Source organism: Sphaerospermopsis torques-reginae ITEP-024 (genome assembly GCF_019598945.1).
Classification (GTDB): Bacteria; Cyanobacteriota; Cyanobacteriia; order Cyanobacteriales; family Nostocaceae; genus Sphaerospermopsis.
The window spans coordinates 4,754,400-4,777,619 of sequence record NZ_CP080598.1; the positions used below are offsets into that span (position 1 = coordinate 4,754,400).

At 38.8% G+C, this 23,220-nt stretch carries 17 protein-coding genes and 1 pseudogene; 11 read left to right on the forward strand and 7 right to left on the reverse strand.

The annotated features are described in order from the left end of the window. The first annotated feature begins 34 nt into the window (after positions 1 to 34). Both K2F26_RS22125 and K2F26_RS22130 read left to right on the forward strand, forming a co-directional pair. Entirely contained in the window at positions 35 to 766 is a 732-nt protein-coding gene (locus K2F26_RS22125; protein ID WP_220609509.1) for a DUF1995 family protein, read from the forward strand. Between the two features lie 395 nt (positions 767 to 1,161). After that, a complete protein-coding gene (locus K2F26_RS22130; RefSeq protein WP_220609510.1) occupies positions 1,162 to 3,057 on the forward strand; it encodes a bifunctional serine/threonine-protein kinase/formylglycine-generating enzyme family protein in 1,896 nt (631 codons plus the stop codon). 447 nt (positions 3,058 to 3,504) lie between these two features. On the opposite strand, the gene K2F26_RS22135 is transcribed toward K2F26_RS22130, so the two are convergent. Beyond that, the gene (locus tag K2F26_RS22135) at positions 3,505 to 4,464 is read right to left on the reverse strand and encodes a DUF1517 domain-containing protein (protein ID WP_220609511.1); all 960 of its coding nucleotides are present in this window, start codon (positions 4,462 to 4,464) and stop codon (positions 3,505 to 3,507) included. Between the two features lie 1,364 nt (positions 4,465 to 5,828). Here K2F26_RS22135 and K2F26_RS22140 point away from each other — a divergent pair. Continuing rightward, positions 5,829 to 7,094 carry a glycosyltransferase family 4 protein gene (locus K2F26_RS22140; protein WP_220609512.1) on the forward strand — a complete coding sequence of 422 codons (1,266 nt, stop codon included), beginning with the start codon at positions 5,829 to 5,831 and terminating at the stop codon, positions 7,092 to 7,094. A 128-nt stretch (positions 7,095 to 7,222) separates the two neighbouring features. Here K2F26_RS22140 and thiS read toward each other — a convergent pair whose 3' ends face one another. Beyond that, positions 7,223 to 7,435 carry a sulfur carrier protein ThiS gene (gene thiS, locus K2F26_RS22145; RefSeq protein WP_220611985.1) on the reverse strand — a complete coding sequence of 71 codons (213 nt, stop codon included), beginning with the start codon at positions 7,433 to 7,435 and terminating at the stop codon, positions 7,223 to 7,225. Between the two features lie 179 nt (positions 7,436 to 7,614). Continuing rightward, entirely contained in the window at positions 7,615 to 8,658 is a 1,044-nt protein-coding gene (locus K2F26_RS22150) for a thiamine phosphate synthase (protein WP_220609513.1), read from the reverse strand. 200 nt (positions 8,659 to 8,858) lie between these two features. On the opposite strand from K2F26_RS22150, the gene K2F26_RS22155 reads away from it, so the two are divergent. Then, a complete protein-coding gene (locus K2F26_RS22155; RefSeq protein WP_220609514.1) occupies positions 8,859 to 10,541 on the forward strand; it encodes a DUF1565 domain-containing protein in 1,683 nt (560 codons plus the stop codon). Positions 10,542 to 10,625: 84 nt separating this feature from the next. Here the strand turns inward: K2F26_RS22155 and K2F26_RS22160 are convergent, their stop codons facing one another. Continuing rightward, on the reverse strand, positions 10,626 to 11,315 hold the full coding sequence (locus K2F26_RS22160) for a hypothetical protein (protein WP_220609515.1): 690 nt from the start codon (positions 11,313 to 11,315) through the stop codon (positions 10,626 to 10,628). A 326-nt stretch (positions 11,316 to 11,641) separates the two neighbouring features. Between K2F26_RS22160 and K2F26_RS22165 the strand changes: the two genes are divergently transcribed. Both K2F26_RS22165 and K2F26_RS22170 read left to right on the forward strand, forming a co-directional pair. After that, on the forward strand, positions 11,642 to 12,826 hold the full coding sequence (locus K2F26_RS22165) for an RNA-guided endonuclease InsQ/TnpB family protein (protein WP_220609516.1): 1,185 nt from the start codon (positions 11,642 to 11,644) through the stop codon (positions 12,824 to 12,826). Positions 12,827 to 12,841: 15 nt separating this feature from the next. Next, complete coding sequence (locus tag K2F26_RS22170; RefSeq protein WP_302850031.1) at positions 12,842 to 13,294, forward strand: IS200/IS605 family accessory protein TnpB-related protein; 453 nt, start codon at positions 12,842 to 12,844, stop codon at positions 13,292 to 13,294. On the opposite strand, the gene K2F26_RS22175 is transcribed toward K2F26_RS22170, so the two are convergent. Then, positions 13,278 to 15,653, reverse strand: a complete 2,376-nt coding sequence (locus K2F26_RS22175) for a bifunctional serine/threonine-protein kinase/ABC transporter substrate-binding protein (RefSeq protein WP_220609517.1) — start codon at positions 15,651 to 15,653, stop codon at positions 13,278 to 13,280. The genes K2F26_RS22170 and K2F26_RS22175 overlap by 17 nt on opposite strands. 256 nt (positions 15,654 to 15,909) lie before the next feature. Between K2F26_RS22175 and K2F26_RS22180 the strand changes: the two genes are divergently transcribed. The 5 genes and pseudogenes from K2F26_RS22180 (at position 15,910) to K2F26_RS22200 (ending at position 19,682) form a co-directional block, all read left to right on the forward strand. Next, entirely contained in the window at positions 15,910 to 16,362 is a 453-nt protein-coding gene (locus K2F26_RS22180; protein WP_137666480.1) for a tetratricopeptide repeat protein, read from the forward strand. Between the two features lie 140 nt (positions 16,363 to 16,502). Next, positions 16,503 to 16,658, forward strand: a pseudogene (locus tag K2F26_RS22185) (cation:dicarboxylate symporter family transporter); the annotation flags it as partial. Positions 16,659 to 16,750: 92 nt separating this feature from the next. Continuing rightward, entirely contained in the window at positions 16,751 to 17,392 is a 642-nt protein-coding gene (locus tag K2F26_RS22190; RefSeq protein WP_220609518.1) for a hypothetical protein, read from the forward strand. 48 nt (positions 17,393 to 17,440) lie between these two features. After that, positions 17,441 to 19,186 (forward strand): VWA domain-containing protein, encoded by a 1,746-nt coding sequence (locus tag K2F26_RS22195; RefSeq protein WP_220609519.1) that lies wholly within the window; start codon positions 17,441 to 17,443, stop codon positions 19,184 to 19,186. Between the two features lie 142 nt (positions 19,187 to 19,328). After that, positions 19,329 to 19,682, forward strand: a complete 354-nt coding sequence (locus tag K2F26_RS22200) for a hypothetical protein (RefSeq protein ID WP_220609520.1) — start codon at positions 19,329 to 19,331, stop codon at positions 19,680 to 19,682. Here K2F26_RS22200 and K2F26_RS22205 read toward each other — a convergent pair. Both K2F26_RS22205 and K2F26_RS22210 read right to left on the reverse strand, forming a co-directional pair. Then, positions 19,672 to 20,868, reverse strand: a complete 1,197-nt coding sequence (locus K2F26_RS22205) for an ATP-binding protein (RefSeq protein ID WP_220609521.1) — start codon at positions 20,866 to 20,868, stop codon at positions 19,672 to 19,674. The genes K2F26_RS22200 and K2F26_RS22205 overlap by 11 nt on opposite strands. 105 nt (positions 20,869 to 20,973) lie before the next feature. Then, positions 20,974 to 23,016: an S-layer homology domain-containing protein gene (locus K2F26_RS22210; RefSeq protein ID WP_220609522.1), complete on the reverse strand. Its 2,043-nt coding sequence runs from the start codon at positions 23,014 to 23,016 to the stop codon at positions 20,974 to 20,976. Positions 23,017 to 23,220: the final 204 nt, after the last annotated feature.

Consider the following 23,220-nt stretch of genomic DNA (forward strand, 5'->3'; position numbering starts at 1 on the left):
GTTGATCAAAACTCGATTCTCAAATTACAAAATTATGGCTGAACTCCCCAAAACCCTAGAAGATGCGATCGCTCAATCTCGTGAAGCGGTAAAATCGGCTTTAGCTGATGGTATCACTCGCATTCAAGTTGAGTTACTGTTCCCAGAACTCAAATTTATGCCAGTTGCAGAACAATTTATCCCCGTATTCGCTGAATATGAATCCCGTCTCAAAGTCTTCTTTGCAGATGCTGGTGCAGCCGCTTTAGCCCGTCGAGATTGGGCAGATGTACCATTTAAAATTTTAGATATCGGTACAGGAAGAACTGCTTCCCTACAAGCAAAAATTCAACCAGAAGATGAAATTTTCCTGTTTATCGCCCCTACTTCCGTAGAAGTACCCCAACTAGAAAAACTTTGTGAATTAATTGGTGAACGCCCCTTTGTCATGTTAAACCCCCGTCTGGAAGACTCCGGTACAGTGGGTATAGGTTATGCAGCGCGAGAAACCCGCAAACGTTTCATTAGTACCATTGAATCTTGCTATTATTTGCGTCCTGTCGATGATGAAAGCGCCCTCATGCGCTGCTATCCTGGAGATTGGGAAGTGTGGTTAGAAACCGCAGGCGAATATCAAAAAATAGCTGAATTACCCAAAAAACCATCAGGTGATGAAATAGACATGATCCTGATGAAAGGACAACCACAAACCACCGACGGAACACCGGCCAAAAAACCCAGTGTGTTTAAGAGTTTGCAGCGGTTTATCAAGGCGTTGAGTAGTTAGGTTTGCGCCAATTTACAACTTACCCTTCAATAATGGACAATTGACAATTACCTCTCCCTGGAAGGGAGAGGATTGAAAAAGCGGAATTTTTGGCTTTTTTGCCCCTTGAAAGGGGAGGTTTTAAACCTTGAATGAAACAATTGTCAATTATCAATTGTCAATTATCAATTATATAACTATTTACACTGCAAAAATATGATATGAAGCTACCAAAAAACAATTAAAAAACCATTGACAAATTATCAAAAATATTCTAATATTTATCTTAATAATGGAAATCTGTGCGCCCATATATAACCCTTTTTTTTATTCCTACTGATAACTGATAACTGATAACTAATAACTAATTAAATATTGGGGCTGAATTTGGACAAAATGCTATCTTCCCCTCAGCCATGCAAATTTGCCAAAATCCCAATTGTTCAAATCCCTTCAACCCTAACTACAGTAAATTCTGCATTGTTTGTGGACATGATAAATTTGGTGAAATCCTCAGAAACCGTTACCGTGTTTTGCGGTTATTAGGTGAAGGTGGGTTTAGCAAAACTTACGCAGCAGAAGATGTAGACAGACTAGACGCACCTTGCGTTATTAAGCAATTTTTCCCCCAAGTGCAGGGAACAGGACAACGTGCAAAAGCCGCAGAATTTTTCAAAGAGGAGGCTTTTCGGTTGTATGAACTAGGAGAAAACCATCCGCAAATTCCTCGTTTATTAGCTTACTTTGAACAAGGTTCAAGTTTGTATTTAGTGCAGGAATTTATTATTGGGAAAACACTCCTAGAAGAAGTACAAGAAAAGGCGTATACTGAAACAGAAGTGCGTCAACTGCTAATAGACTTATTACCAGTTCTTGATTTTATTCACAAAAAAAACGTCATTCATCGGGATATTAAACCAGAGAATATTATTCGTAGAAATGCAGACCAAAAACCTGTATTAATTGACTTTGGTGGTGCAAAACAAGTTACCCAAACAAGTATAGCTAGACAAGCAACAGCTATTTATACATTAGGTTATGCACCCACAGAACAAATGGCAGGTTTTGCTTGTCATGGAAGTGACTTATATGCTTTGGGTGTAACTTGTGTGCGGTTATTAACTCAAGATTTACCCATGCAACATACCTATGGATTGAAAGATCCTCTGTATGATCCGATGAATGCAAAATGGTTATGGAAAGAACGTTTACAAGAAAAAGGCATTAATATTAGTGAAGAATTAACATACATTTTAGATCATTTACTACAACATTTTCCTAGTGATAGATATCAGTCAGCAATAGAAGTGTTACATGATTTAAAACATGATTTCCCAAATCATTTCCCAAATAATTTCCCAAATAATTTCCCAAATTATTTAAACATCGAATCATCAACACCGATAGAGTTAAAATTTGCCCCTATTATCGAAACACCTACAAAACAACAAAAAATTATTGTTACTGTTCCAGATTTAGAAACATTTGATTTTGAGATTATTACTGTAGATACAGGAGGGAGAGAAGTTTATCGAGACAGAGGAAGCGCCCAATTTTTTGCAGAAGAATTGAATAGAAACGTCACTTTAGAAATGGTATCAATTCCTGGTGGCAATTTTTTAATGGGTTCACCAGAATTTGAAGGTAATGCTGATGAACATCCCCAACATCCAGTGAAAATAGAACCTTTTTATATGGGGAAATATCCCATTACTCAAGCACAATGGAAAGCGGTAGCAGCATTACCCAAAGTTACACAAGATTTAAATCCCAACCCAGCAAAATTTAAAGGTGCAAATTTACCGATAGAAAACGTTTCTTGGTATGAAGCAATAGAATTTTGTTTGCGGTTGTCGCTGAAAACAGGAAGAAATTATCGTTTACCGAGTGAAGCAGAATGGGAGTATGCTTGTCGTGCAGGAACTAAGACTGCTTTTCATTTTGGGGAAACAGTAACTTCTGATTTAATTAATTGTAATGGTAGTGAAATTTATGCAATTGAACCCAAAATTAATTTCTACAACAAAATAACAGATGTCGGCAGTTTGGATATAGCAAATGCCTTTGGGTTGTATGATATGCACGGGTTAGTTTGGGAATGGTGTGCAGATCCTTGGCATAATAATTATCATGGCGCACCTGTTGATGGTAGTGTGTGGGATGTTGGTGGTGATATCCATCGTCGGGTTTTGCGTGGTGGTGCTTGGAATTTCAGCGCGGAACTTTGTCGCAGTGCTAGTCGCAGTTGGAACGAAGCGGAAAGTGGTTTAAGAATGTCAGGTTTGCGGGTGGTGTTTTCCGCTGAGGTGTAAATGTCTGAATCAGTATTTACAAGATTTCAGAACTTACAGGATTTGATTAAATAGGGGATGCTGAATAAACCAAAAAGCTTCATAAATCAAAGGTTTGAGGCTGATAAAAAAGACTGTAGGTGCTTTCGTTATAGCGTCTTGAGTCTGAAAACAGATAAACGCAGTTCAATAACAGACAATTAACAATTAACAATTGACAATTACAGCACTTTCCGGTGTAATGAGGTACACTATGGGCGGGCAAGATGCCCACCCCACAAGAGTTTTATTATTATGATTTGTACCTCATAGCAATTAAATCTGCTGTATCTCTCTCTTAAAGGGAGAGGATTGAAAGCGCAGAATTTTTTAATTTTGCCCCTTCAAAGGAGAGGTTTTAAACCTTAAATGAAACAATTGTCAATTATCAATTGTCAATTATCAATTGATAATAATGAGATAAGTTGACTAAACCAACCTCAAATCAGGATATTCTGCTAACAAATCATCAGAAGTCAAAGTATCACCTTCTGCTTGGGGAGTCCACAACACTTCAATAGCTAAAACTTGCTCACCGGGAAGACTACCAACTTGTCGCAAAGCTTGACGTAAGTCGTTAGTGCTATTAATTTGGGGAAAGTCCCATTTACCAAGGGTTGCAGCTAATAAGGTGACAATGATATATTCTCCTGGACCTTCACTAATGAAACGGGTAGGGTTATCTATATCACCTGGTAATTCTTTGGCCAAAACAGATTTTAACTGATTGTTGACATTAGAAAGAGTTTCTTCGCTAAATTTGCTACGTTCAGCCAAAGATAAACGGTTAAATTGAGATTCAGCCGCGTTTAACTTAGCTTGTTGTGTACCACCACCAGCATAAACCCAATATTCAGGATGACGCAGTAAAGCTAAACTTGCTTCTTGTAAAATTTCTGCTCTTCCTTGTGGAGTGTTGGTATCAGCTTTTTCAGCTATTTGGTTAAGTTCGCTTTGTAAACCTCTAGCTTGTGCTAATAAACCAACTTGTAACCGAGTGATAGAAACATTCGGGTTACTGCCATAAGTCACCTCTTGAGTATCTCCACTGGTGACACGGCGGAAAGTTTGGACTAAAAAGTTAGCGATCGCAAAGAAAATCAAAATTGTGAACAGTCCACCAAAACCACCGCCAATACCCCAAAAAGGAATCAGGAACGGAAAACCAAAACCACCACCAGGATAGTATCCCCCACCACCAGGAGGTGCGTAGGTACGAGGTGTATAAGTCCTGCTTGATGGCATTCTAAACGAACCGCCGCCAATACGTCCACCACTGCGTGCAGCTAAAGCACCATCAGCATTACTTAATGCTAAAGCCAAAACCAGACCCAGGACAAAAGAAATTTTTAACAGGGGTTTGAGGATTCGTTGTAATTTTTTTTGCATAAACAAGCTACCAAAAAACAATATTTTTAAGATTTTTCTCCTATTGCTAGGATTCAAACAAGGTAGAACATAATCACCACAATCTGCCGCAGGGATTGTCAGCCATATCTTTAATCTACCGCGAATGCACACTACTTGGCAGGGAAGACAGCGAAGATTCCTTGGTTGATAACCGTACCGCAAAATATCTGTACCAGTGCAAAACTTTGGAATAAATTAATTATTACCTTTTCTGGAGCATGACATACTTAACAGCAATAATTTTGACTTAGGTATGACAACCTCTGGGTTAAATTATTTCTGATAGTGAATAAATTTTTTCCGGATCAAGAACCTATGTTCAGCACATATTGGCAAGGAGGTTTAAGTAATCAGTTATCAGTAATTAGCTATCAGTAATCAGCTATTACCTTGAGAAAGCTTGGTAAAATTACACCAGTGTTAATCCAAGCAAATGACAACCTATTTATCAATTGATAATTGACAATTGATAATTGACAATTGTTTCATTCAAGGTTTATAACCTCCCCTTTTAAGGGAGAGGTCATTGTCAATTTTTAATTGTTAATTGTCCATTATTGAATGATAGTTTTTCGTTTTAATAATTGTAATCTATCCAACACAATAAATAATAGTATTAACTATGAGAAATTATAAAATATGATGGGATGTAAATCATCCTTTTGATAGAAAAAGCATGATTCAAAGTATCATTTATTCAGGACTTTTTGGCATTTTGGCATGAATTTTGGCAAAATTCATGCTAATCTACTACGTATCAGCTAGATTTAATTTTTCCAGCAGTCGCTATACAATTACTGGAGCATATCAACGATCAACTCTAGCTTTATTTAATCATGTCAAAATAATCATATTAAAAATCCTCCTTTGGTAAGGAATTGGCACATAAGAAACAAATGTTTGATACAAATTTGATACCAATTTTTTGAGCAAATGGGGATCATCAATATTGGTTAAAAATTCTGGCATGAATATATTGAACCAAGTTGTGTAGCTACAATTTGTAAAATCAATCAAGAGCATCCCAATTTTGACAAAATGAACGTAGCAACACTAAAAAATCTCTCACAATCTCTTACCTTTGTGTCCTTTGCGTCCTTTGCGGTTCAATCATATCAAGTCTTGGAGCATTTTATTTCCCTAGATAAAAATAAATTTACACATTTGGGATGCTGCCAATCAATCTCTAAACACGATCAAGTTTACTTTACAGATTGATGAGGCTATTTTCCTACTTCTTAAAGTTTAAATACATTATTTAATTAGATGCTTTTAACCTTGTTCCCTGTTAAAAGTTCCCTGCTGTAGTGTAAAAATTTGCAGTTTATTTATCAACCTGAATTATGGAACATATTTCACAACTAGGAACACAAATTAGGGAGAAAACCGCTTGTCCAGATATTTTAGTTATCTCCCGCATATTTCATCCCCAAGAAGCTGTCATTGGAGAATATGTTTATAATCGTTGTTTACAAGATCCAGAGAGAGTAATTGTACTGGCTGCTGGTTGCTGTGGAGATAAAATATTTGATAAATCACAACAGTTTCCTGTTTATCGTTGGACTAACTTGAGTCTTTGGCTGAGTTTATTTGGTGGTAATTTTTTGAGCATTATAATCAAGGCATTATTCAATTTTTTTAACGTTATTTGCTCATTTTTCCTAGCCATAAGATTATATTTTCGCTATCATTACCGTTACATAGAATGGTGTCACGGCTACGATTTTCCAGCTTTGTTATTACTCAGTTATATCTTACCAATTCGGTTTTTCATCTACCTCCACGGTAATGATTTGGTTGATATTTATCGTCATCCTTTATGGCGATTTTTATTAAAAATTACCCTGAAAAGAGCCGAAGGAATTGTTTGTAATAGTTCCCATATTAGAGATACATTAAGAAATACTTTTCGCCTAGATACTCCTACTCATGTCATTAACCCAATAGTAAGACCAGAAAAGTTTGGAAATCCCAGCAGTCTTAGTCATCTGGAAGATTTACGCATCCGCTTACGTCAAACTTACAACATTTCTGAAACAGCAATTGTCATTCTTTCTGTCGGTAAATTAATTAAAAATAAAAACTTTGACAAAGTAATAGATAACATTCCTTTACTATTAACGATTGGTGTAGATGTTCATTACATAATTTGCGGAATAGGACCTTGTGAACAACAACTAAAATCCCAATGTCAGCGTTTGCGGGTGGATAAAAGAGTGCATTTTGCTGGTGATGTACCAGAACGGGAATTAGTTGGTTATTATGCAGCCAGTGACATTTTCGCCATGCTGACTTTAGAAGAAGACAAAGCTCAAGCCATAGATAATTTTGATAATTTTGAAATAGTCCATTTAGAAGCAGAATACTTTGGTAAACCTATCATTGCCTCTCGCTTAGGGAGTATTTTGGATGCAGTCCACCATGAAGAAAATGGCCTGTTGGTAAATCCCGAATCTGGTTATGAAGTTTTACAAGCTTTTAAACGATTATGTCAAGACCAACAACTGCGGGAACAACTCGGTCGTCAAGGACAAGAATTAGCTAAACGCAAAACCTATCACCGCTGGTTATATAATCCTGAATCTCGTTATTCTTGTCTATTAAATTAGGTAATTGGTAATTGGTAATTGGTAATTGGTAATTGGTAATTGGTGACTGGGAAAAATCTTTTCCTCTCCATCTCCCCATCTCCCCTGCCTCTTTGCTGTCACCTGTCACCTGTCACCTGTAACCTCTTCTATCCTCCACCGACGATGGTAACAACTTCTAGGCGATCGCCATCTTTAATTTGAGTCTCTGTCCAAAACTGACGGTGTAAAATTTCACCATTATATTCCACCGCCACCAAACGAGGATTAAAACCCAACTGCTGAAGTAATTCTGGTAAAGGCGTTTGGGATAAACAACTGCGTGTTTCTCCGTTCACTTGTAATGTAATTTGATTCATAATAGGTAATAGGTAATAGGTAATAGGTAATGGGTAATTGGTAATTGGTAATTGGTGATACAATTTTGGATTTTGGATTTTGGATTTTGGATTGTATTTCATGAACTCCAATCTAAAATCTAAAATCTAAAATCTAAAATCTTGTCCCAGTCCCCAGTCCCCAGTCCCCAGTCCACAGTCCCCTACTTCCTATAAAGCTGAGAAATAAAATATTGTGTGACTAAAGTTGGTTGTTCAGCTTGCATGAGCGATCGCACCACAGCTACCCGTTGCGCTCCCGCATCCATGACATCATTAATATTACTGGCATCTATTCCCCCAATGGCAAACCAAGGAATTTGACAATTTTTAGCCGCATACCTCACATAATCTAAACCTGCTGCGGCTTTACCTGCTTTAGTCGGCGTTTCATATACAGGACCTACACCGATATAATCTGCACCTTCAGCAATTGCCCCTTGCATTTCTTTTTGATTTGTGGTAGAGCGACCGATCAACCGCTGGGGACCCAACAACTGACGAGCTACAGCAATAGGTAAATCTTGTTGTCCCAAATGTACGCCATCCGCATCTACAGCCAAAGCCAAATCTATACGGTCATTAATGATAAATAAAGCGCCATAATCGTGACATAGCTGCCGTAGTTTTCTAGCTCTATCTAAACGAATCACATCATCAGCAGATTTTTCTCGATACTGTAGCAAAGTTAACCCGCCTTTGAGACAAGCTTCCACAGTTTCCAACAAATTATCTACCGGGGATGTTACCAGATACAAACGCGATCGCCAAAGTAACTGATGACGTTGATAACCCATCAAAGTGCTTTCCAGGGTGTAAACCTGATAGCGCATTTGCTTAAAAGTCTTCCCCATTTCGGCATCATGAAGCTTGCCATATTCCTCCAACACCCGCAAAGCTTCTTGGATACGGCAAAAATTAGCCTGTAACAAAGATGTAATAGAACTTCTTTGTTCCTCTTGGGGATGGGTTAAATCAGTACCAGTATCACCTGGTGTATCTCGTGCTGCCCTGATTTGTGCAGTATGCCACTTAGAGACCTCTTGACGGAGGTGCTTACAGCTTTCAGCTAACTGGGCATCATTTAAACCAAAACGACACCATTCCTCAATAATTCGCAACCCTTCGCGGGCGCGATCCAAATTTGCGTCTAAAATGCGATAAACCACTTGTTGTATTTGTTGTGTTTGGCTGTGGGCTTCGACCATTAAAATAACCCTGCTTGTAGTCTCACAGAAACATCCAGCCTCTTAAATAATATCTGCATCTTTGCGGTTTTTTGTGAAAAATTGACTAAATTTACCCGGATCAAAAACAGGCACTGGGTGAAAATATGAGAATATTATGGACACGACTGGTTGAGCGGATAAAAATCATTTGTGTGTTTTTCAGGAGTTATATAAAGTTTATGCCTCCCCTTCAACAGTTTCATAAGCGTCTACTAAATATCCTTTTACAAAAGCGGACTTGTTCCTACCTACTTAAACCTTCAGTTCTGCCCACCTCAATATTAAGTGTGAGCATTGCTTTAGGAATAGGAAGTATAGCACTTTTAGACACAAATTTTAGCAGTGCCATTGCTCAGATTACCATCAGATCAGAACAGAAACCCAATAATGAGAAAACAATTTCTCAAGTTAACCTGCTGTTCGTCAACCCAAGCATCGGCAATGATCAAAATGGGAATGGTAGTCAAAATGCTCCTTTTCAGACAATTACTCAAGCTTTGCAACTAGCACAATCAAATACTGTGATTATGCTGGCTACTGGTACATACAGCGCCAACACAGGAGAAGTATTTCCCTTAATCATCAAACCAGGTGTAACTATTCAAGGAAATATTGGTAACAAAGGCAAAGGAGTAAATATTGTCGGTGGTGGTGACTATCTCAGTCGCAGCTTTGGCCGTCAAAATGTGGGCATTGTAGGTGCAAATCAAGCCAGTTTAAGCGGTGTGACTGTTACCAACTCTAACAGCCGTGGTTATGGTTTATGGATTGAATCTGCTAATACAGTAGTTGAGGAAAACACCTTTACCAGCAATACCCAAGATGGAATTTCCATCACTGGTAATGCTACTCCCAGCATTCGCAAAAATTATTTTCAGGGTAATGGTGCTAATGGAATTACAATTTCTGGTGATGCCCGTCCTGAAATTCGGGAAAATCTCTTTCAAAGAACAGGTTTTGGGATTAACATTGCCCAAAATGCGGCTCCTGTAGTGGTTGGAAATCAAATTTTAGATAATAGATCAGGGATTGTAGTTCAAGCCAATACTAGCCCAGTTTTGCGGAATAATCTCATTCAAGGCAGTCAAGAAGATGGTTTAGTAGTAATTGCCCAAGCTATACCAGATTTAGGTAATAGCAGAGAACCAGGTGGTAATGAATTTAGAAATAATCGTCGTTATGATATTAACGCTAAAGCAGCCAAACAAGTAATTTATGCTGCTGGCAATAACCTCAATAAAAATCGTATCAGCGGTAATGTAGATACTAGCGGCAGAACAGCACCAATAGTCATAAATTCTCCACCTACTTCTGTACCTGTAGAGGAAATAGCTACAGCACCAGAAATAGTTTTTGCTGCTCCCAACATTCCCAAAACTTTTAACCCTTCACCAATGATACTCTCCAGTAGCAGAAGTACATCCCCAGGTAATCAAGTACCAAAAATGCCAGCTACTACTGTGCAAGGTTCTTTAGGGACCAATAATTCCCAGAACACAGCCCAATTAAATTATGTACAGGTTGAACCGGGGGTCATTGAATTTGTTGCACCTCAACTCAGTAGGAATGAATCACCCTATAACCCAACAATTATTAGTAATTTTAGTAATTCTAGAATAGCTACAGCACCCAGAAGCTATACAAATACTCGTCCGGGTGTACGTTATCGGGTTTTAGTGCCGATTATCAGTGACTCACAACAGGAATTAGTGCGTTCAATAGTTCCTGATGCTTTTTCTAGAGTCTTACAAGGTCGCAGAGTCATGCAAGTGGGCGTTTTTAGCAGTCAAGATAGTGCTAATCAAATGCTTCAAAGTTTGAGTAGCATGGGTTTGAGAGGCATTATTCAGCCTTTTAATTAATTGGGCATGGGGCATTAGGCATTGGGCATTGGGTTATTAATCTCCCACTGCTTCCCCTGTTCCCTGTTCCCTGTTCCCTGTTCCCTAAATAGCAAACTCAGGTTGTTCGCTAGTCATGGCTTTGAGTTTAGATGTAAAGGAATCAGAGCGATCGCTCCTTTGGGGAGTAAACTGTCCGATTGGGGGATTATTGGCATTTGCTGGCATTAATTGGGGTAGTTCCTTCGGTATTGATAAACTCCCCTGAGTCATGAGCTTTTGACTCACAGATGCGGCTAACTGTCTCTTGCTGGTATCCGCAGCAACTTTAAACGAGGGGGTTGTTAACGCTCGAACTTGTTGTTCTTGATCTGCTAGATATTCTGATGCAGTGTGACTCTCCATGTAATAATTACTAGATGGAGCAGGTAATTTTGAGGTCTTGTTGGCAGGCTGCATTGGTTTTGCTTGTGGTATTGCTGGTAAAACTGGTGCAGATGTTTTGGTTAGGCTTTCTGGAAATTTGCTACAAATCATCCGTTCAAATTCCATGTTGAAATGATAAGACACCTGGCCACGCCTTTGCCAAAAGGTTAATATTTGTTGTACTGATATCGCTTTATAGCGTCCTTGATACAGAGCTTCTATAACTGCTAAATGTAGCCAATCAAGCGGGTAGTCTTTTCGCCAATGGTTAATTAACTCACTGGCACTATACCCATTGAGGTCAAAACTATAATGGACTAATAAGTTGGTGGCCAATTCGGCGCTGGTGTTTGGTGGTGTTGTTAGCATGGGCTGTTATTTCCAGGCAATAGGTATAAATGTTTCACCCATCGCATCTAGCCTAACGTCTTTTTAGCTACATGATTTTTTTTCCACAAGCCGCCAATTTGTTAGTTAGTGTTTTTCATTCTACTTGTCAATCGCTATTATGCAAAATGATATAGTAGAACTTAACCTCTGGACAAAATTACCATTAAATGCTGGGAATAGGGAAAAATAATTAAAGGTTAGTAGCAGTCTACTGTTTTCTTAACTAATACTCACAAATACTCACATTTGCTGAAAACTTCCTGTCATCTTTTCGCTTTGTGACAGAATTACAGTAAAATCACTGTATGCTACTAGGATTCAAAACCCAACTCAAGGTTAACAAGCAACAACGACTACTACTGGCACAACACGCAGGAGTAGCTAGACACGCTTGGAATCAAGGTTTAGCACTTTGTCAACAGGTATTATTACATAACAAACTTAATTCTCAAGACAAAATCAAATTTCCTACAGCCATAGATTTACATAAATGGTTAGTAGCAGCCATTAAATCTACCCATCCTTGGTATTATGAAGTGTCTAAATGCGCCCCTCAATACGCATTAAGATATCTCTCAGATGCCTTTAAAGCTTTCTTTAAAAAAAGTAAAGGATTTCCTAAGTTTAAGAAAAAAGGGAGACATGATTCTTTTACCTTAGATGGGTCAATAAAAATTGACTACAGAAAGGTAAAAGTTCCTGTCATTGGTTGGCTGAAAACTTATGAAATTCTCCCGACAGGATATAAACCTAAATCTGTCACCATAAGTAAACAGGCTGATAAATGGTTTATCTCTTGGAAACTGGAGGTGAGAACGACTCAAACCGAGAAAAATCAAGAGTTTGTAGGAGTAGATTTAGGCATAAATCATCTAGCAATATTATCAACAGGAGAAATATTCAATGGTGTAAAAAGCTATAAAAAGTATCAAGATAAACTAGCAAGAATGCAATATTTGAACCGTCATAAACAAGTATGTTCAAATAACTATAGAAAAGCACAAATCAAAATAGCGAGATTACACCAAAAAATAGCCAACATCAGAAAAGATACATTACACAAAATCACCACCTATATTAGCAAAAACCACGCAATTATAGGCATAGAAGACTTGAATGTATCAGGAATGTTAGCAAATGGGAAATTATCAAAAGCTATTGCGGATATGGGCTTTTATGAATTTAGAAGGCAGCTAGAATACAAAACACAACTGTATGGCAGTAAGTTAGTAATTGTGGATAGATTTTATCCCAGTAGTAAGACTTGCTCAAATTGTGGAGAGAAAAAATCATCACTGTCATTATCTCAAAGAGTGTTTAAATGTGATAGTTGTGGCTTTGAGATTGACAGAGATTTAAACGCTGCGATGAATTTAAAACAAGAAGCGGTCAGATTGACCGTGCCTGTCCGCCGTGGCGGGTTAGCCTGTGGACTAGATAGTGCCGACACTGCTAGGGTGAAACAGGAAGAAAAAGCAAACGTTTGTTAGCATTAGTTAGCTTTTTTGTATCGGAAGCAAGAGTCTCTTTATTTAGTAAAGTGTGGGATTGGGACTTTAGTAATAGGTCAAAATCCATTGTGGAAACAGAATGCAAATTTGGGCAGCAGAAATAATCAAAACTTTGTTTGTATTCCCCATACTCGATTTGTACAGCAATTGAGTTATAAAGCGAAATTAGTAGGGATAAAGGTGTTAGTTGCGGAGGAGTCCTACACTTCTATAGCTTCTTTTTTAGACCAAGATCCTATTCCTACTTATGGCAAAGCTGACTCGAAAGAAGTGAAATTTAGTGGTCGCAGAATTAGAACTAAACTCTACAGAGCAGGTCATGATTTATTGATTCATGCTGATGTCAATGGTAGTTTGAATATTTTACGTAAAGTAGTCCCGACAGCTTTTAGTCTAGGGATAGAGGGCGTTGTAGTTCGCCCCGTCGGAGTTATTCCCGGCAAATGAAAGGCATGAGATATTTGTCTATGTTTTTTGGAACTATAAATACAAAACGACTGGAATGACAATTAGGTTGTAGTTTCACCATTGTGATTTTCCCATTGTTGGGTTCGCTGCCAACAAAACGCACCACTCCAGTCGCACCTGCAACGGAAAAGTTGGAGCTAGTCAACACTTGCTGAATACCCTTCCGCGTAGGGTTTTGCTCTAAAGCTTTACTTAATACCAACACAGCATCATAGCTATTGACACTGCGCCAAGTAATCTCTGTGTTGGTGGGGAAATTAGTGATTTTCCACAGAGTTTGAGCTTGCTGTGCAAACGGGGAGTTAATTTCGTTCATGGGATGCCAAGGTATTGCCCAAACTGTGCGTTTAATTCCTGGTGAAGATGTAATCTGATATGATGTTAATAAATCAGGATTGTAGAGACTATTACCTGCAATTATCCAAGATTGGTTGACGTTTGATTGAATGACTTCTAAGGCTTTTTGAATGCTATCACGCAATCCCACCCCAGCATCAGGAATCAGGACAATTGCCGTTGCTTTTTGCCTTTGGGCTTGATTTAATGCTATTTTGGCATCAAATTTATTGCTGGCGAGATTAAAAGCTGGTTGGTGGTCAATCACATGACCAGATAACGACTTTGCTGATGCTCGGAACTGACTTGCTAGAGATTCAGCATACTCACTACCTTCACTATAAAAAACCGCTGCTTTGCGTTGTTTTAGTTCGGAAAATACATAAGTTGCCATTCTTGATCCGGCAACGGCAGTACTAGAGACGGTCCGGAAAAAAAAGGGACCTTTGAGATTATGGGAGGTTGCAGTAGGAGAAACTAACACTAATTTTGCTTTGCTATAAATAGGCAAGGTTTGTTTAGTGGTGTCGCTGGTATAGTGACCAACAACAGCTAGTAAATCACGATACTTTACCAAACGCTGGGCAACTTTGCGGGCAGTATTGACGATTTTACTTTTACTATTTTGACGATTACTATCATCAGCAATGATAATTCGCAGAGGCTGACCTTTTTCTAGTGCCTCAGTTTGAGCTTGAGCCACACCCCTGAGTATTTGTAGACCCATAGCAGTAGAACGTTCTAGGGAAACTGCAACGGCAATTGTATAAATCTTATTGGCTGGGAATTGGATTTGAATTTTGGTATTATTGAGGTAGATTAAAGTTTCTGCATCTGCTTCTTGATTGAAAGCGTCTTGAAATAAAATCACAGCCTTCGCAAAATTTTGCTGGCGATATTTTTCAATAGCTAATTGTTTGGCTGGTGGAGGCTGACCATTTCCCCAAAAACTACTAGGAATCAGACTTTCTTCGCCGCAACTGAGATGATCGTATAGTATTTGGTCACAAGTGCGAGGCATAGTAATTTCTTGATATATTTGTTTACCACCAATTAGCAGCAAAACACCACAAGTTGTTGTTAATAATAATTTTTGCCATTGCAGGTGGGGATGTTTTTCAAGCTGCGTGATTTGCTCAAGAATAACTTGCGCGTTTTTTGGGCGTTGCTTATAGTCAGCAACGGTCATTGTTTGAATTAGGGTAATTAATTTTCTCGGAGTTTTTGGGTCTGTGATATATTTAGACCAATTACGTAAATCTTGATAGTTATCGCTGGCTGGATCAATACCAGTCAGTAAATAAATCAAAGTCCGACCCAGTGCATAAAAATCTGATTGTAAAACAGCGTAACCGTCACGTTGTTCTGGAGCAGTGTAACCAATGGAATGAATAACTGTCACCTGCTTACCGTTAACAATAGTTTGGGTTAATTTCCGTGCAGTCCCAAAATCAATTAACACTAATTTGCCATCAGGACGAAGCATAATATTTGCAGGTTTAATATCCCGATGGAACAACTTCTGCTCATGAACGAATTGCAAAATCTCCGTTATTTGGATCAGCCAATTTAATGCTATTTTATAAGATGTTAAATATTTATTTTTAGATAGCCAAGTTTGTAAATCTTGTCCTGGTATTTTCTCCATGACAAAACAGCGTAATTGGCGATTTGTATTTAAAACAAGCGGAAATATCACTTCACCAACAGGTAACCCAGGATGTCGTAAACTGATCAGAATTGATGCTTCTTGCTCAAAGAGTCGCTCTAGTTCTGGTGAGACTTCCTTGAGAGACTTGAGAACTTTAAGCTGATCTGGGTTAAGTAAATCTTGAATTTCAAATACTTCTGTATACCTTGTATAGTTATCTTGTTCAGCTTGCAAGGGATGTTTAATTAAATAGCGATTTTGTAGTATCAGCGGCGTTTGACAGTTTTGACATACGGCACAATTATCAGGATTTTTGCGCCGTGAACAATCGGGATTGATGCAATAAGCCATAAACTCAGGACGATAACCAAATAATTAAGCAAATAATTAAGCAAATAATACAGATATTTTAAATGGAATTACGCAAAAGTACCAAAAAGCTTACGTACCGTAACGAAATCATGTCATCCTTGGCGCTCAATAATGGCTAATCAATAATTTGTCAAGCTCACTTTTATATTAGTGACTGAGTGAGCCAAAACTGGACTAGCGCACACCAACTAATTCAGCGAAATTACTAATATACCTCAGCATTAAGAAGAAATCCATGAAGCGTTTTATCTCAACTGCTGCTGCTACGGTTACGTTAGTCCTTTCGTTGTCTACACAAGCGATATCTGCTGTGGGAAAAGCCCACGATCAGATTAAAGCTTCTCCTAGTACGGCTTTAGACAGACAATCATCCATCATCATGGAGTTGAACTCTGAGCAAGATGAGGAAACATACCTCAATCTAGGTGTTTTCTGCTTGCTATTCGGAAACTGGCAAGGGGCAATTGAGAATTTCGACCAAGCTATACGTATTAATCCTAACGTTGCTGAAGCTTACGGCATCAGAGGTATTGCCCGTTTGCAATTAGGAGACGTGAAAGGTGCTACTGAGGATTTACAGAAAGCGGCTGATATCTTTCAACACAAAGGGAAAATAGCCGAGTACCAAGAGGTAATGAACATAATTAAAGAAATTAACAATAAATCAACTGATGCTGTCATCAGTTAGAGATTAAGACAATCAATCATTTGTCAAATATTAATAGTGATGAAAATCATGAGTAAATCCAAAGGTTTTATTTTCTTGAAGCAATTTCCTTTATCATTGCAAATTGCGATCGCTCTCATTCTAGCCACCTTCCTGGGAATTTTACTTCGGTAGGTTTGCCAACTCAATATATTGCTTTATTGATTACGGTTGATTGGTTTCTTGATCGTTGTCGCACTGCAATTAATCTGATGGGTGATATGACTATTAGTTGTTTGTTGGATGGTCAAAAACAGCAAATTAAAATTGGTAAATAATTCTGAATATGTTCCGTATTTGGGAGATGATTTATCTCACGCAGAGGCGCAAAGACGCAGAGAGAATGAGAGTTTTTAAATGCAGGGGTAAAATGAATCGCATTATTTCTGGATATTTATTGAATGTGACGCGCTACCAACAAACTTACTGGCTTGTAGCTGGGGCAATTATCGGATATGTTGGCTTTGTGTTGATATTGGGAACGACTCGGTTAGTGATTGCTGTTGGTGGTGCGATCGCATTAGGAATGATAGCGGTTTGGTTTTGGAATGTGAACCAAGCTTTGCCAAAATCAACACACAATCTATTAGAACGCGACACTTTTCTGGCGCATTTGAAAAAACTTGAAACCCAGATAGATAAAAGTTCTCAAACAACTTGGCGACAAGCTTATCAATGGGCAGAAGCAACTCAACAATTCGCTACTCAAATTGCACAGCTAGAACCTAGTTTAATTCCCGAATTATTAGAGGCTTTGTATACCGTAATCTCTCTGACGCAGCAGGTAGTTTTCGCTTTAGTAACAGTTAATCAAGTGCAATCTTCCACCTATCGTCCCTTAGCCCAGCAACAGTTACAAATTAGTTGCGATCGCCTCCAACAAACACACGACGAATTACAACAATTACAGGATCAAATCCTACTCTCCCACCTCAATCAGACTCATCCTAATATCAATCTCCCCAAAACTTTGCAATTGATAATTACAGCAAATAAAACCGCCCTCCACTAAACATATTCTCATCTTTGCGTGTTAAAATTCCATCATCTAAAAATAGCCATGAAAATTTTTAGAAAACTCCGAAAACACATCTTTGTCTGGTTTTTGTGCGGTTTAATTAGCACATCAATATTCTCCTGTACCACCCCTGAAGTAGATTCTTTTGAAAGTGCTTACCGGGTTGTACAAGAATCTTTATTACCTCAAATTAGCATCGAAAAAGCTACAATTTCTGATGCAGTTGCCCAAGGTTACAGTATTAAAAAATTAGCAGAACCTTTACCAAATCTGGAAGATTTTCCTCTCTATGGTGCCAAGCCATCAACTGATAGCAATATTGCTTACATTGAAATTTTTGGTTCGGCGGAAAAATCTAATGCTCAAAAGCAAGATGAACGTTGGCTGGTGGATGTTGCAGAAGCCTTTAATGCCAAAAAAATTACTAATAGTTCTGGGCAAATTCTTCAGGTAGGAATTCGCAATATTCCCTCTGGTACTGCCACAAGAATTTTAGCTGCTAAAAAAGCACGTCCGGCTGGGTTTTCCCCTTCTAATCAGCTAGTGTTAAAACTTTTGGCATCTCAAGGAGTCACAACTGCAATTATTACTCCCAAATTAGTATCTGACTTTGTTGGTTTTGTGGTGGATGGGAAAGCTCATCAAGAACTAGCAAAAAACGGTGATGTCACCTTTGAAAAACTACTAGATGCCATTTTATCGGGTAAAATCACCGTTGGCTATCCCAATCCTTACAGTAGCAGTACATCTTTAAATTTACTGTACACTTTATTTTGGCGGAGTGCAGGACATGATCAAGATGGTAAACCTCTCACTACCTCTGAATTACAATCACCACAGGTAAATTCGGTATTTGATAAATTTCAAAATCAGGTGTTAATTACAACGCTGACAACTCTTGAATTGAAAGATATTTTTATCCGCGACAACCAAAAACTACAAGCGTTTCCTCTACAGTATCAAAGTTACCAAACTTTGAAGAAACTGCCAGGATTTGAAGATGTGGTGTTTATCCCCTTTGGAGTAGCTAATGATAATCCTTTGGTGGGGTTTAGTTGGAATACTGCGTCCCAAAATGAAGGTTTACGGCGATTTAGTGAATTTGCTTTATCTCCAGAAATGCAGCAGTTAGCCAAAGCACAAGGCTTTAATGCGGATGAACAGTTCAAAAGTCGGGTTTTACCACCCATTCCTAATGGTGCAGTTCTGCAAGCGGCGCAGTCTTATTGGAAACAGCGTAAAGACGGCGGACGGACAGTTAACTTGATGATGGTTATTGATACCAGTGGTTCAATGGAAGGCGATCGCCTACAAGCGGTCAAAAACAGTCTGCGAATTGCTGCACAGTCAATTAATCCTGGTAACTATGTGGGACTAGTTGCATTTAGCGATCGCCCTCAACAAATACTTCCCCTTGCTCCTTTTGATACGCAACAACACAAACGTTTGTTGGCGGCGGCTGATTCTCTTATCGCCGATGGTGGAACCGCTATGTACGACGGGATGATTGTTGGTTTATCAGAACTAATGGAACGTCAAAAAACTGATCCTCATGGACGATTTTATTTGCTACTGCTGAGTGATGGTGAAGTGAATACAGGATTGCGGTTTAACGAAATCACAAACGTTCTCAAATATAGCGGTGTGCGCTTCTATCCCATTGGTTATGGAGAAGTTAATCAAAATGAATTACAGGAAATTGCGAAGTTGCGAGAAACTACTGTGAAATCCAGCGATCCGCAAAAACTACAAACACTATTCACCGAACTGTTGCAAACCAACTTGTAAGGATTCAGGTGGTTTAATCAATAAGGTCGATCCCCGACTTCTTCTTTTGATAAGTCCAATAAATTATGACTAATGGACAGAAGTCGGGGATCTGATTTCTTCAGAGAATACTTACACCAACTTGTGAATAATTTGTAAATGTATGAATCGTTCTTTGTTCAAAATTTTAGGATGGGGTTGGGGATTATTTTTGATTGCGGGAGTGGCGATCGCACAAATTTCTCCACGTGCAATTTTACTCATTGATAAAAGTTACTGTCCTCCTGAACAATGGCAGAAAGTAGCACAAACCTACGCTCAAAAATATCAAACTTCCCAATTACATACAGTAATTTTATTTGATGATTTGAGCCAAGAAAAATTCTCACTTCCACCACAACCATCAGTAATTAGCCAGTTATCCACCTACGGTCGCCCAAATTTAAAACGACAATCTCAGCTACAGAAAACTTATCCAAAAGCTCAATTATTGAGTTGTCGTTTGATTAACAATTAAATAATCGCTGTACGCATTTAAGAATCACGGGTTGTAGATAAAATCTTTCCATTTCTTCATCTTTGATTCTTTCTATCAACGCTCGTCGTTTTAAAGATAAGAGTGCTGCTAAAATATCGCCATTGGCAGCATTATTTTTGAGGTTTAAGAGTATTTCTTGACGAGTGAATCCTTGTAATTTAGTGGCTAAAAACTCCATAATCATTTTTTCTAAAGGAGAAATTTGTTCTAGCCATCGTGTTACCAGGGGAGCAAATTCACCAGAGACTAATGTTCCAGAAGCAAGAAACTCTCCCACATCTCCAGCAAATAATTCATGGATGAAATTGGCGGCCATATTCAGAAATAAGGGATTACCACCATATTGATTAACTAGAGTAATCCACTGTTGAGCATCAAAGGTAAGTTGATGATGCTGCAAAAGTTCAATTGCACCTTCCATAAGTCCACCCAGGGGAAAAATCACCGCACCCGCAGCACTTAAAAGATTTAGTCCCTCTGGTTCTTCGCGGCTAGTGATCATCACACAACTATCATGAGACGTTTGGACAACTGTGCGGAGAAAGTCTGCATATATTTCATATCCTGCACGATATTGTCCCCCACGGTTACCGCCTAAAATTGCATCCCAACCATCAAAAATTAGTAGGGTTTGCGGTGCTAAATCTGGTGGTTTATCTGTTGCTGGTGGGTTGTGGTGAAAGGAAAACCACAGAGTTTGTTGAAAATGCGATCGCCTATTTTCTGCTAATTTTACAGCTAAAGCTGTTTTCCCAATACCTCCTATTCCTGTAATGACAATCAGGGGTGTTCTTTGTTCTATTGCTTGGCTAAGTGTCGCTAGTTCGTAACGTCTGCCAAAGAATAAGGTAATATAGGGGATTTGGGTTGTATTAGCTATGGAAGAATTGAGAGGACGTTCCACTAAGTCTTGCCAATTTAAACCCAAAACCTGACAAAATGCTTTAAATGCTGAGGCATCAATGGCATCACCTTTAAGGAAGCGTTTCCATGTCGCTAAAGATACCCCTGCTGCAAATACTTCGGCATTTTCCCAGTTACAGTTAGGTTCAATAATTTGACTGGCTTGTTCTAACCAAAGCGGATTATCAATTGTCCAACCTTTTTCTTTACGAGCTTGTTTAGTAATTTGCAATCCAGTCTGAGAAAGTTTTAAGCTAGGCATTACACTAAGTTGGTGAGTGTTAAAAAGTGTCGTTATGACAAGGCAACAAGCAAGAGGGCAAGAGTTGATGAATTTTACCCTGTTCCTATTCCCTGTTCCTAACAACTAAATAGCTTTAACCCGTTTAATTGCCACTAATGCTTGATAAAGCATAGCTGCAACTTCAGCCCGTGTAGCTTCTCTGGTAGGTGTAAGTAGTTTGGGGTCTGGATAATTAATAATAATATTTTGTTGGATGGCAGTTGCGATCGCTGTTTTGGCATATTCAGGTATAGAGTTTCTATCTGTGTAGGAAATTAGTAAATCGTTATTAGCTGGTGGTAGTCCCAGTCCGTTGACTAGGGAAACAATCACTTGTAACCTTTGCACATTTTGATCTGGGCGAAAAGTGCGATCGCTAAACCCGCCTACAAAACCACCTCTAGCTGCCACTTGAATGGCTTTAGCTGCCCAAAAATCGGCGGGAACATCTGTAAATTCAGTTGCTGGACGTTTGGGTGTGGGGTTAAAAGCAGCGGCGATTAAAGCCGTATATTGGGCGCGAGTCATGGGTTTATCTGGTTGGTAGCTACCATCAGCAAAACCTTGAGTTAAATTCATACTCACTAAAGCTCGAATATATGCTTCTGCCCAATGTCCTACCAAATCAGAAAATGAGGGAATTTCTGTATCTGGTTTGACAATGTAGGGAGAAGAAATAACTTGTGCCTCACCTCTGGAAACTAAAGCTTGATAAATTAATGCTGCTACCTCTGCACGGGTAATTTCTCTTAATGGTTCTAATAGTTCTATTTGGGGGTAGTTAAGAATTAGCAATTTTTGAGTAGCAATTGTGACTGCATTAGTAGCATAACTGGGAATTTGGGCGCGATCGCTATACACATTTAACCCATTGGGATTACTGCCTGTAAATTTTAAACCATTAACAATTGATACTATCGCCTGTACTTTGGTTAAATTTTGCCCTGGTCTAAAAGTACCATCGGGAAAGCCACTCAAAAAACCAGCATCAGCCGCACTCGCAATAGCTGAAACTGCCCAAAAATCAGTTCGCACATCTTTAAATCTCTTCAGGTTATTACTAGCAGGTAGTTGAAAAGTTTTCGTAATTAAAGCCGCATATTGAGCGCGGGTAATAGGTGTAGCAGGTCGAAATGTGCCATCAGGGAAACCACTAATAAAACCTTTATTCACCAATGCTTCTACAAAAGCCGCTGCCCAATGTCCATCTAAATCTGCAAAACTGCTACTAATAACTTGGCTAGGAGTATCGGCTGTAGCGGCGAGAAATTTTACTACTCCCTGAACTTGGGCAGGATTTAACTGATTGCCTACAGAAATCACTTTTTGGGATGATAAATTTTGAATATCAAAATCTTTGTGATCACGAAAAATATTATCAGCCGGATCTTCGGGTTTACCCAACTCAGGAATAGCATTACCATTTACCAATAAACCACCTTGGGTATTTTGGCAAATCAAATTTCGTCGTAATACCGGACTAGCATCACGAGAAAGGGCTATACCTATGCGGTTATTGGCAAGTTTGTTATTAGCCACTAGAGGGGCTGCAAAATCGCTAATAGCTATTCCTACAGGGTTATTTTCAAATACATTCCGCAGCACTTCCCCTTTGCTATAACGTGCCATCATTAACCCACTGGCAGCATTTTGGATAAATACATTATCTAAAATGGCGGGTTTAGCCTTACCAGTTGTAAATATTCCTTCCCGTCCACATTTACTGAATGTATTATTAGCTAAAGTCGGTGCTGTTGATTCAATCCAAATCCCAGTACCCTTAGAAACAGGATTGATCACTGTTACCCCTAACAAACTGGCATTACCTAACAACAGCAATGTGATATCTTGCCAACCAAAGGTAGGACTTTGATACTGACCACCGCCAGAAATGATGATTCCCTGACCTTTGTTAGATTCGTTACCTACTATGAGAATTTCCCCAGGAATAATCAGCGGAAAAACTTCACCTGTAGAAGTGTTATAAGTTCCTGGTGCTAACTGAATAATTCCTGGTGTTGTAGTGGCTTTTAAGGCACGGGTAATACTTTTTAATGGACTCAACCGAGAACCAGTATTAGCATCGTTACCTATGACGGGATTTACATGGAGTGTCGCAACAACCATAATTTATACTTTATAATAATTTCAATAGTTTAAGCAGTCAGGAGTCAGGAGTCAGGAGTCAGGAGGAAGAACTACAAGCATCTGATAATTACCTTTACTGGGGTGAAAGTGAGAAGATTGGGAAATAGGAAATTTTGGCTTTTTTTCTCCTATCAAGGAGAGGTTTTAAACCTGGAATTAAACAATTAATTAAACAATTGTCGT

What these genes read in the sequence shown, in the direction of transcription:
- K2F26_RS22135 (WP_220609511.1), bottom strand. Translation starts at nt 4,464, where the DNA reads ATGCAAAAAAAATTACAACGAATCCTCAAACCCCTGTTAAAAATTTCT.
- K2F26_RS22140 (WP_220609512.1), top strand. Translation starts at nt 5,829, where the DNA reads ATGGAACATATTTCACAACTAGGAACACAAATTAGGGAGAAAACCGCT.
- K2F26_RS22195 (WP_220609519.1), top strand. Translation starts at nt 17,441, where the DNA reads ATGAAAATTTTTAGAAAACTCCGAAAACACATCTTTGTCTGGTTTTTG.
- K2F26_RS22130 (WP_220609510.1), top strand. Translation starts at nt 1,162, where the DNA reads ATGCAAATTTGCCAAAATCCCAATTGTTCAAATCCCTTCAACCCTAAC.
- K2F26_RS22180 (WP_137666480.1), top strand. Translation starts at nt 15,910, where the DNA reads ATGAAGCGTTTTATCTCAACTGCTGCTGCTACGGTTACGTTAGTCCTT.
- K2F26_RS22175 (WP_220609517.1), bottom strand. Translation starts at nt 15,653, where the DNA reads ATGGCTTATTGCATCAATCCCGATTGTTCACGGCGCAAAAATCCTGAT.
- K2F26_RS22155 (WP_220609514.1), top strand. Translation starts at nt 8,859, where the DNA reads ATGCCTCCCCTTCAACAGTTTCATAAGCGTCTACTAAATATCCTTTTA.
- K2F26_RS22125 (WP_220609509.1), top strand. Translation starts at nt 35, where the DNA reads ATGGCTGAACTCCCCAAAACCCTAGAAGATGCGATCGCTCAATCTCGT.
- K2F26_RS22205 (WP_220609521.1), bottom strand. Translation starts at nt 20,868, where the DNA reads ATGCCTAGCTTAAAACTTTCTCAGACTGGATTGCAAATTACTAAACAA.
- K2F26_RS22200 (WP_220609520.1), top strand. Translation starts at nt 19,329, where the DNA reads ATGAATCGTTCTTTGTTCAAAATTTTAGGATGGGGTTGGGGATTATTT.
- K2F26_RS22165 (WP_220609516.1), top strand. Translation starts at nt 11,642, where the DNA reads ATGCTACTAGGATTCAAAACCCAACTCAAGGTTAACAAGCAACAACGA.
- K2F26_RS22210 (WP_220609522.1), bottom strand. Translation starts at nt 23,016, where the DNA reads ATGGTTGTTGCGACACTCCATGTAAATCCCGTCATAGGTAACGATGCT.
- K2F26_RS22160 (WP_220609515.1), bottom strand. Translation starts at nt 11,315, where the DNA reads ATGCTAACAACACCACCAAACACCAGCGCCGAATTGGCCACCAACTTA.
- K2F26_RS22190 (WP_220609518.1), top strand. Translation starts at nt 16,751, where the DNA reads ATGAATCGCATTATTTCTGGATATTTATTGAATGTGACGCGCTACCAA.
- K2F26_RS22150 (WP_220609513.1), bottom strand. Translation starts at nt 8,658, where the DNA reads ATGGTCGAAGCCCACAGCCAAACACAACAAATACAACAAGTGGTTTAT.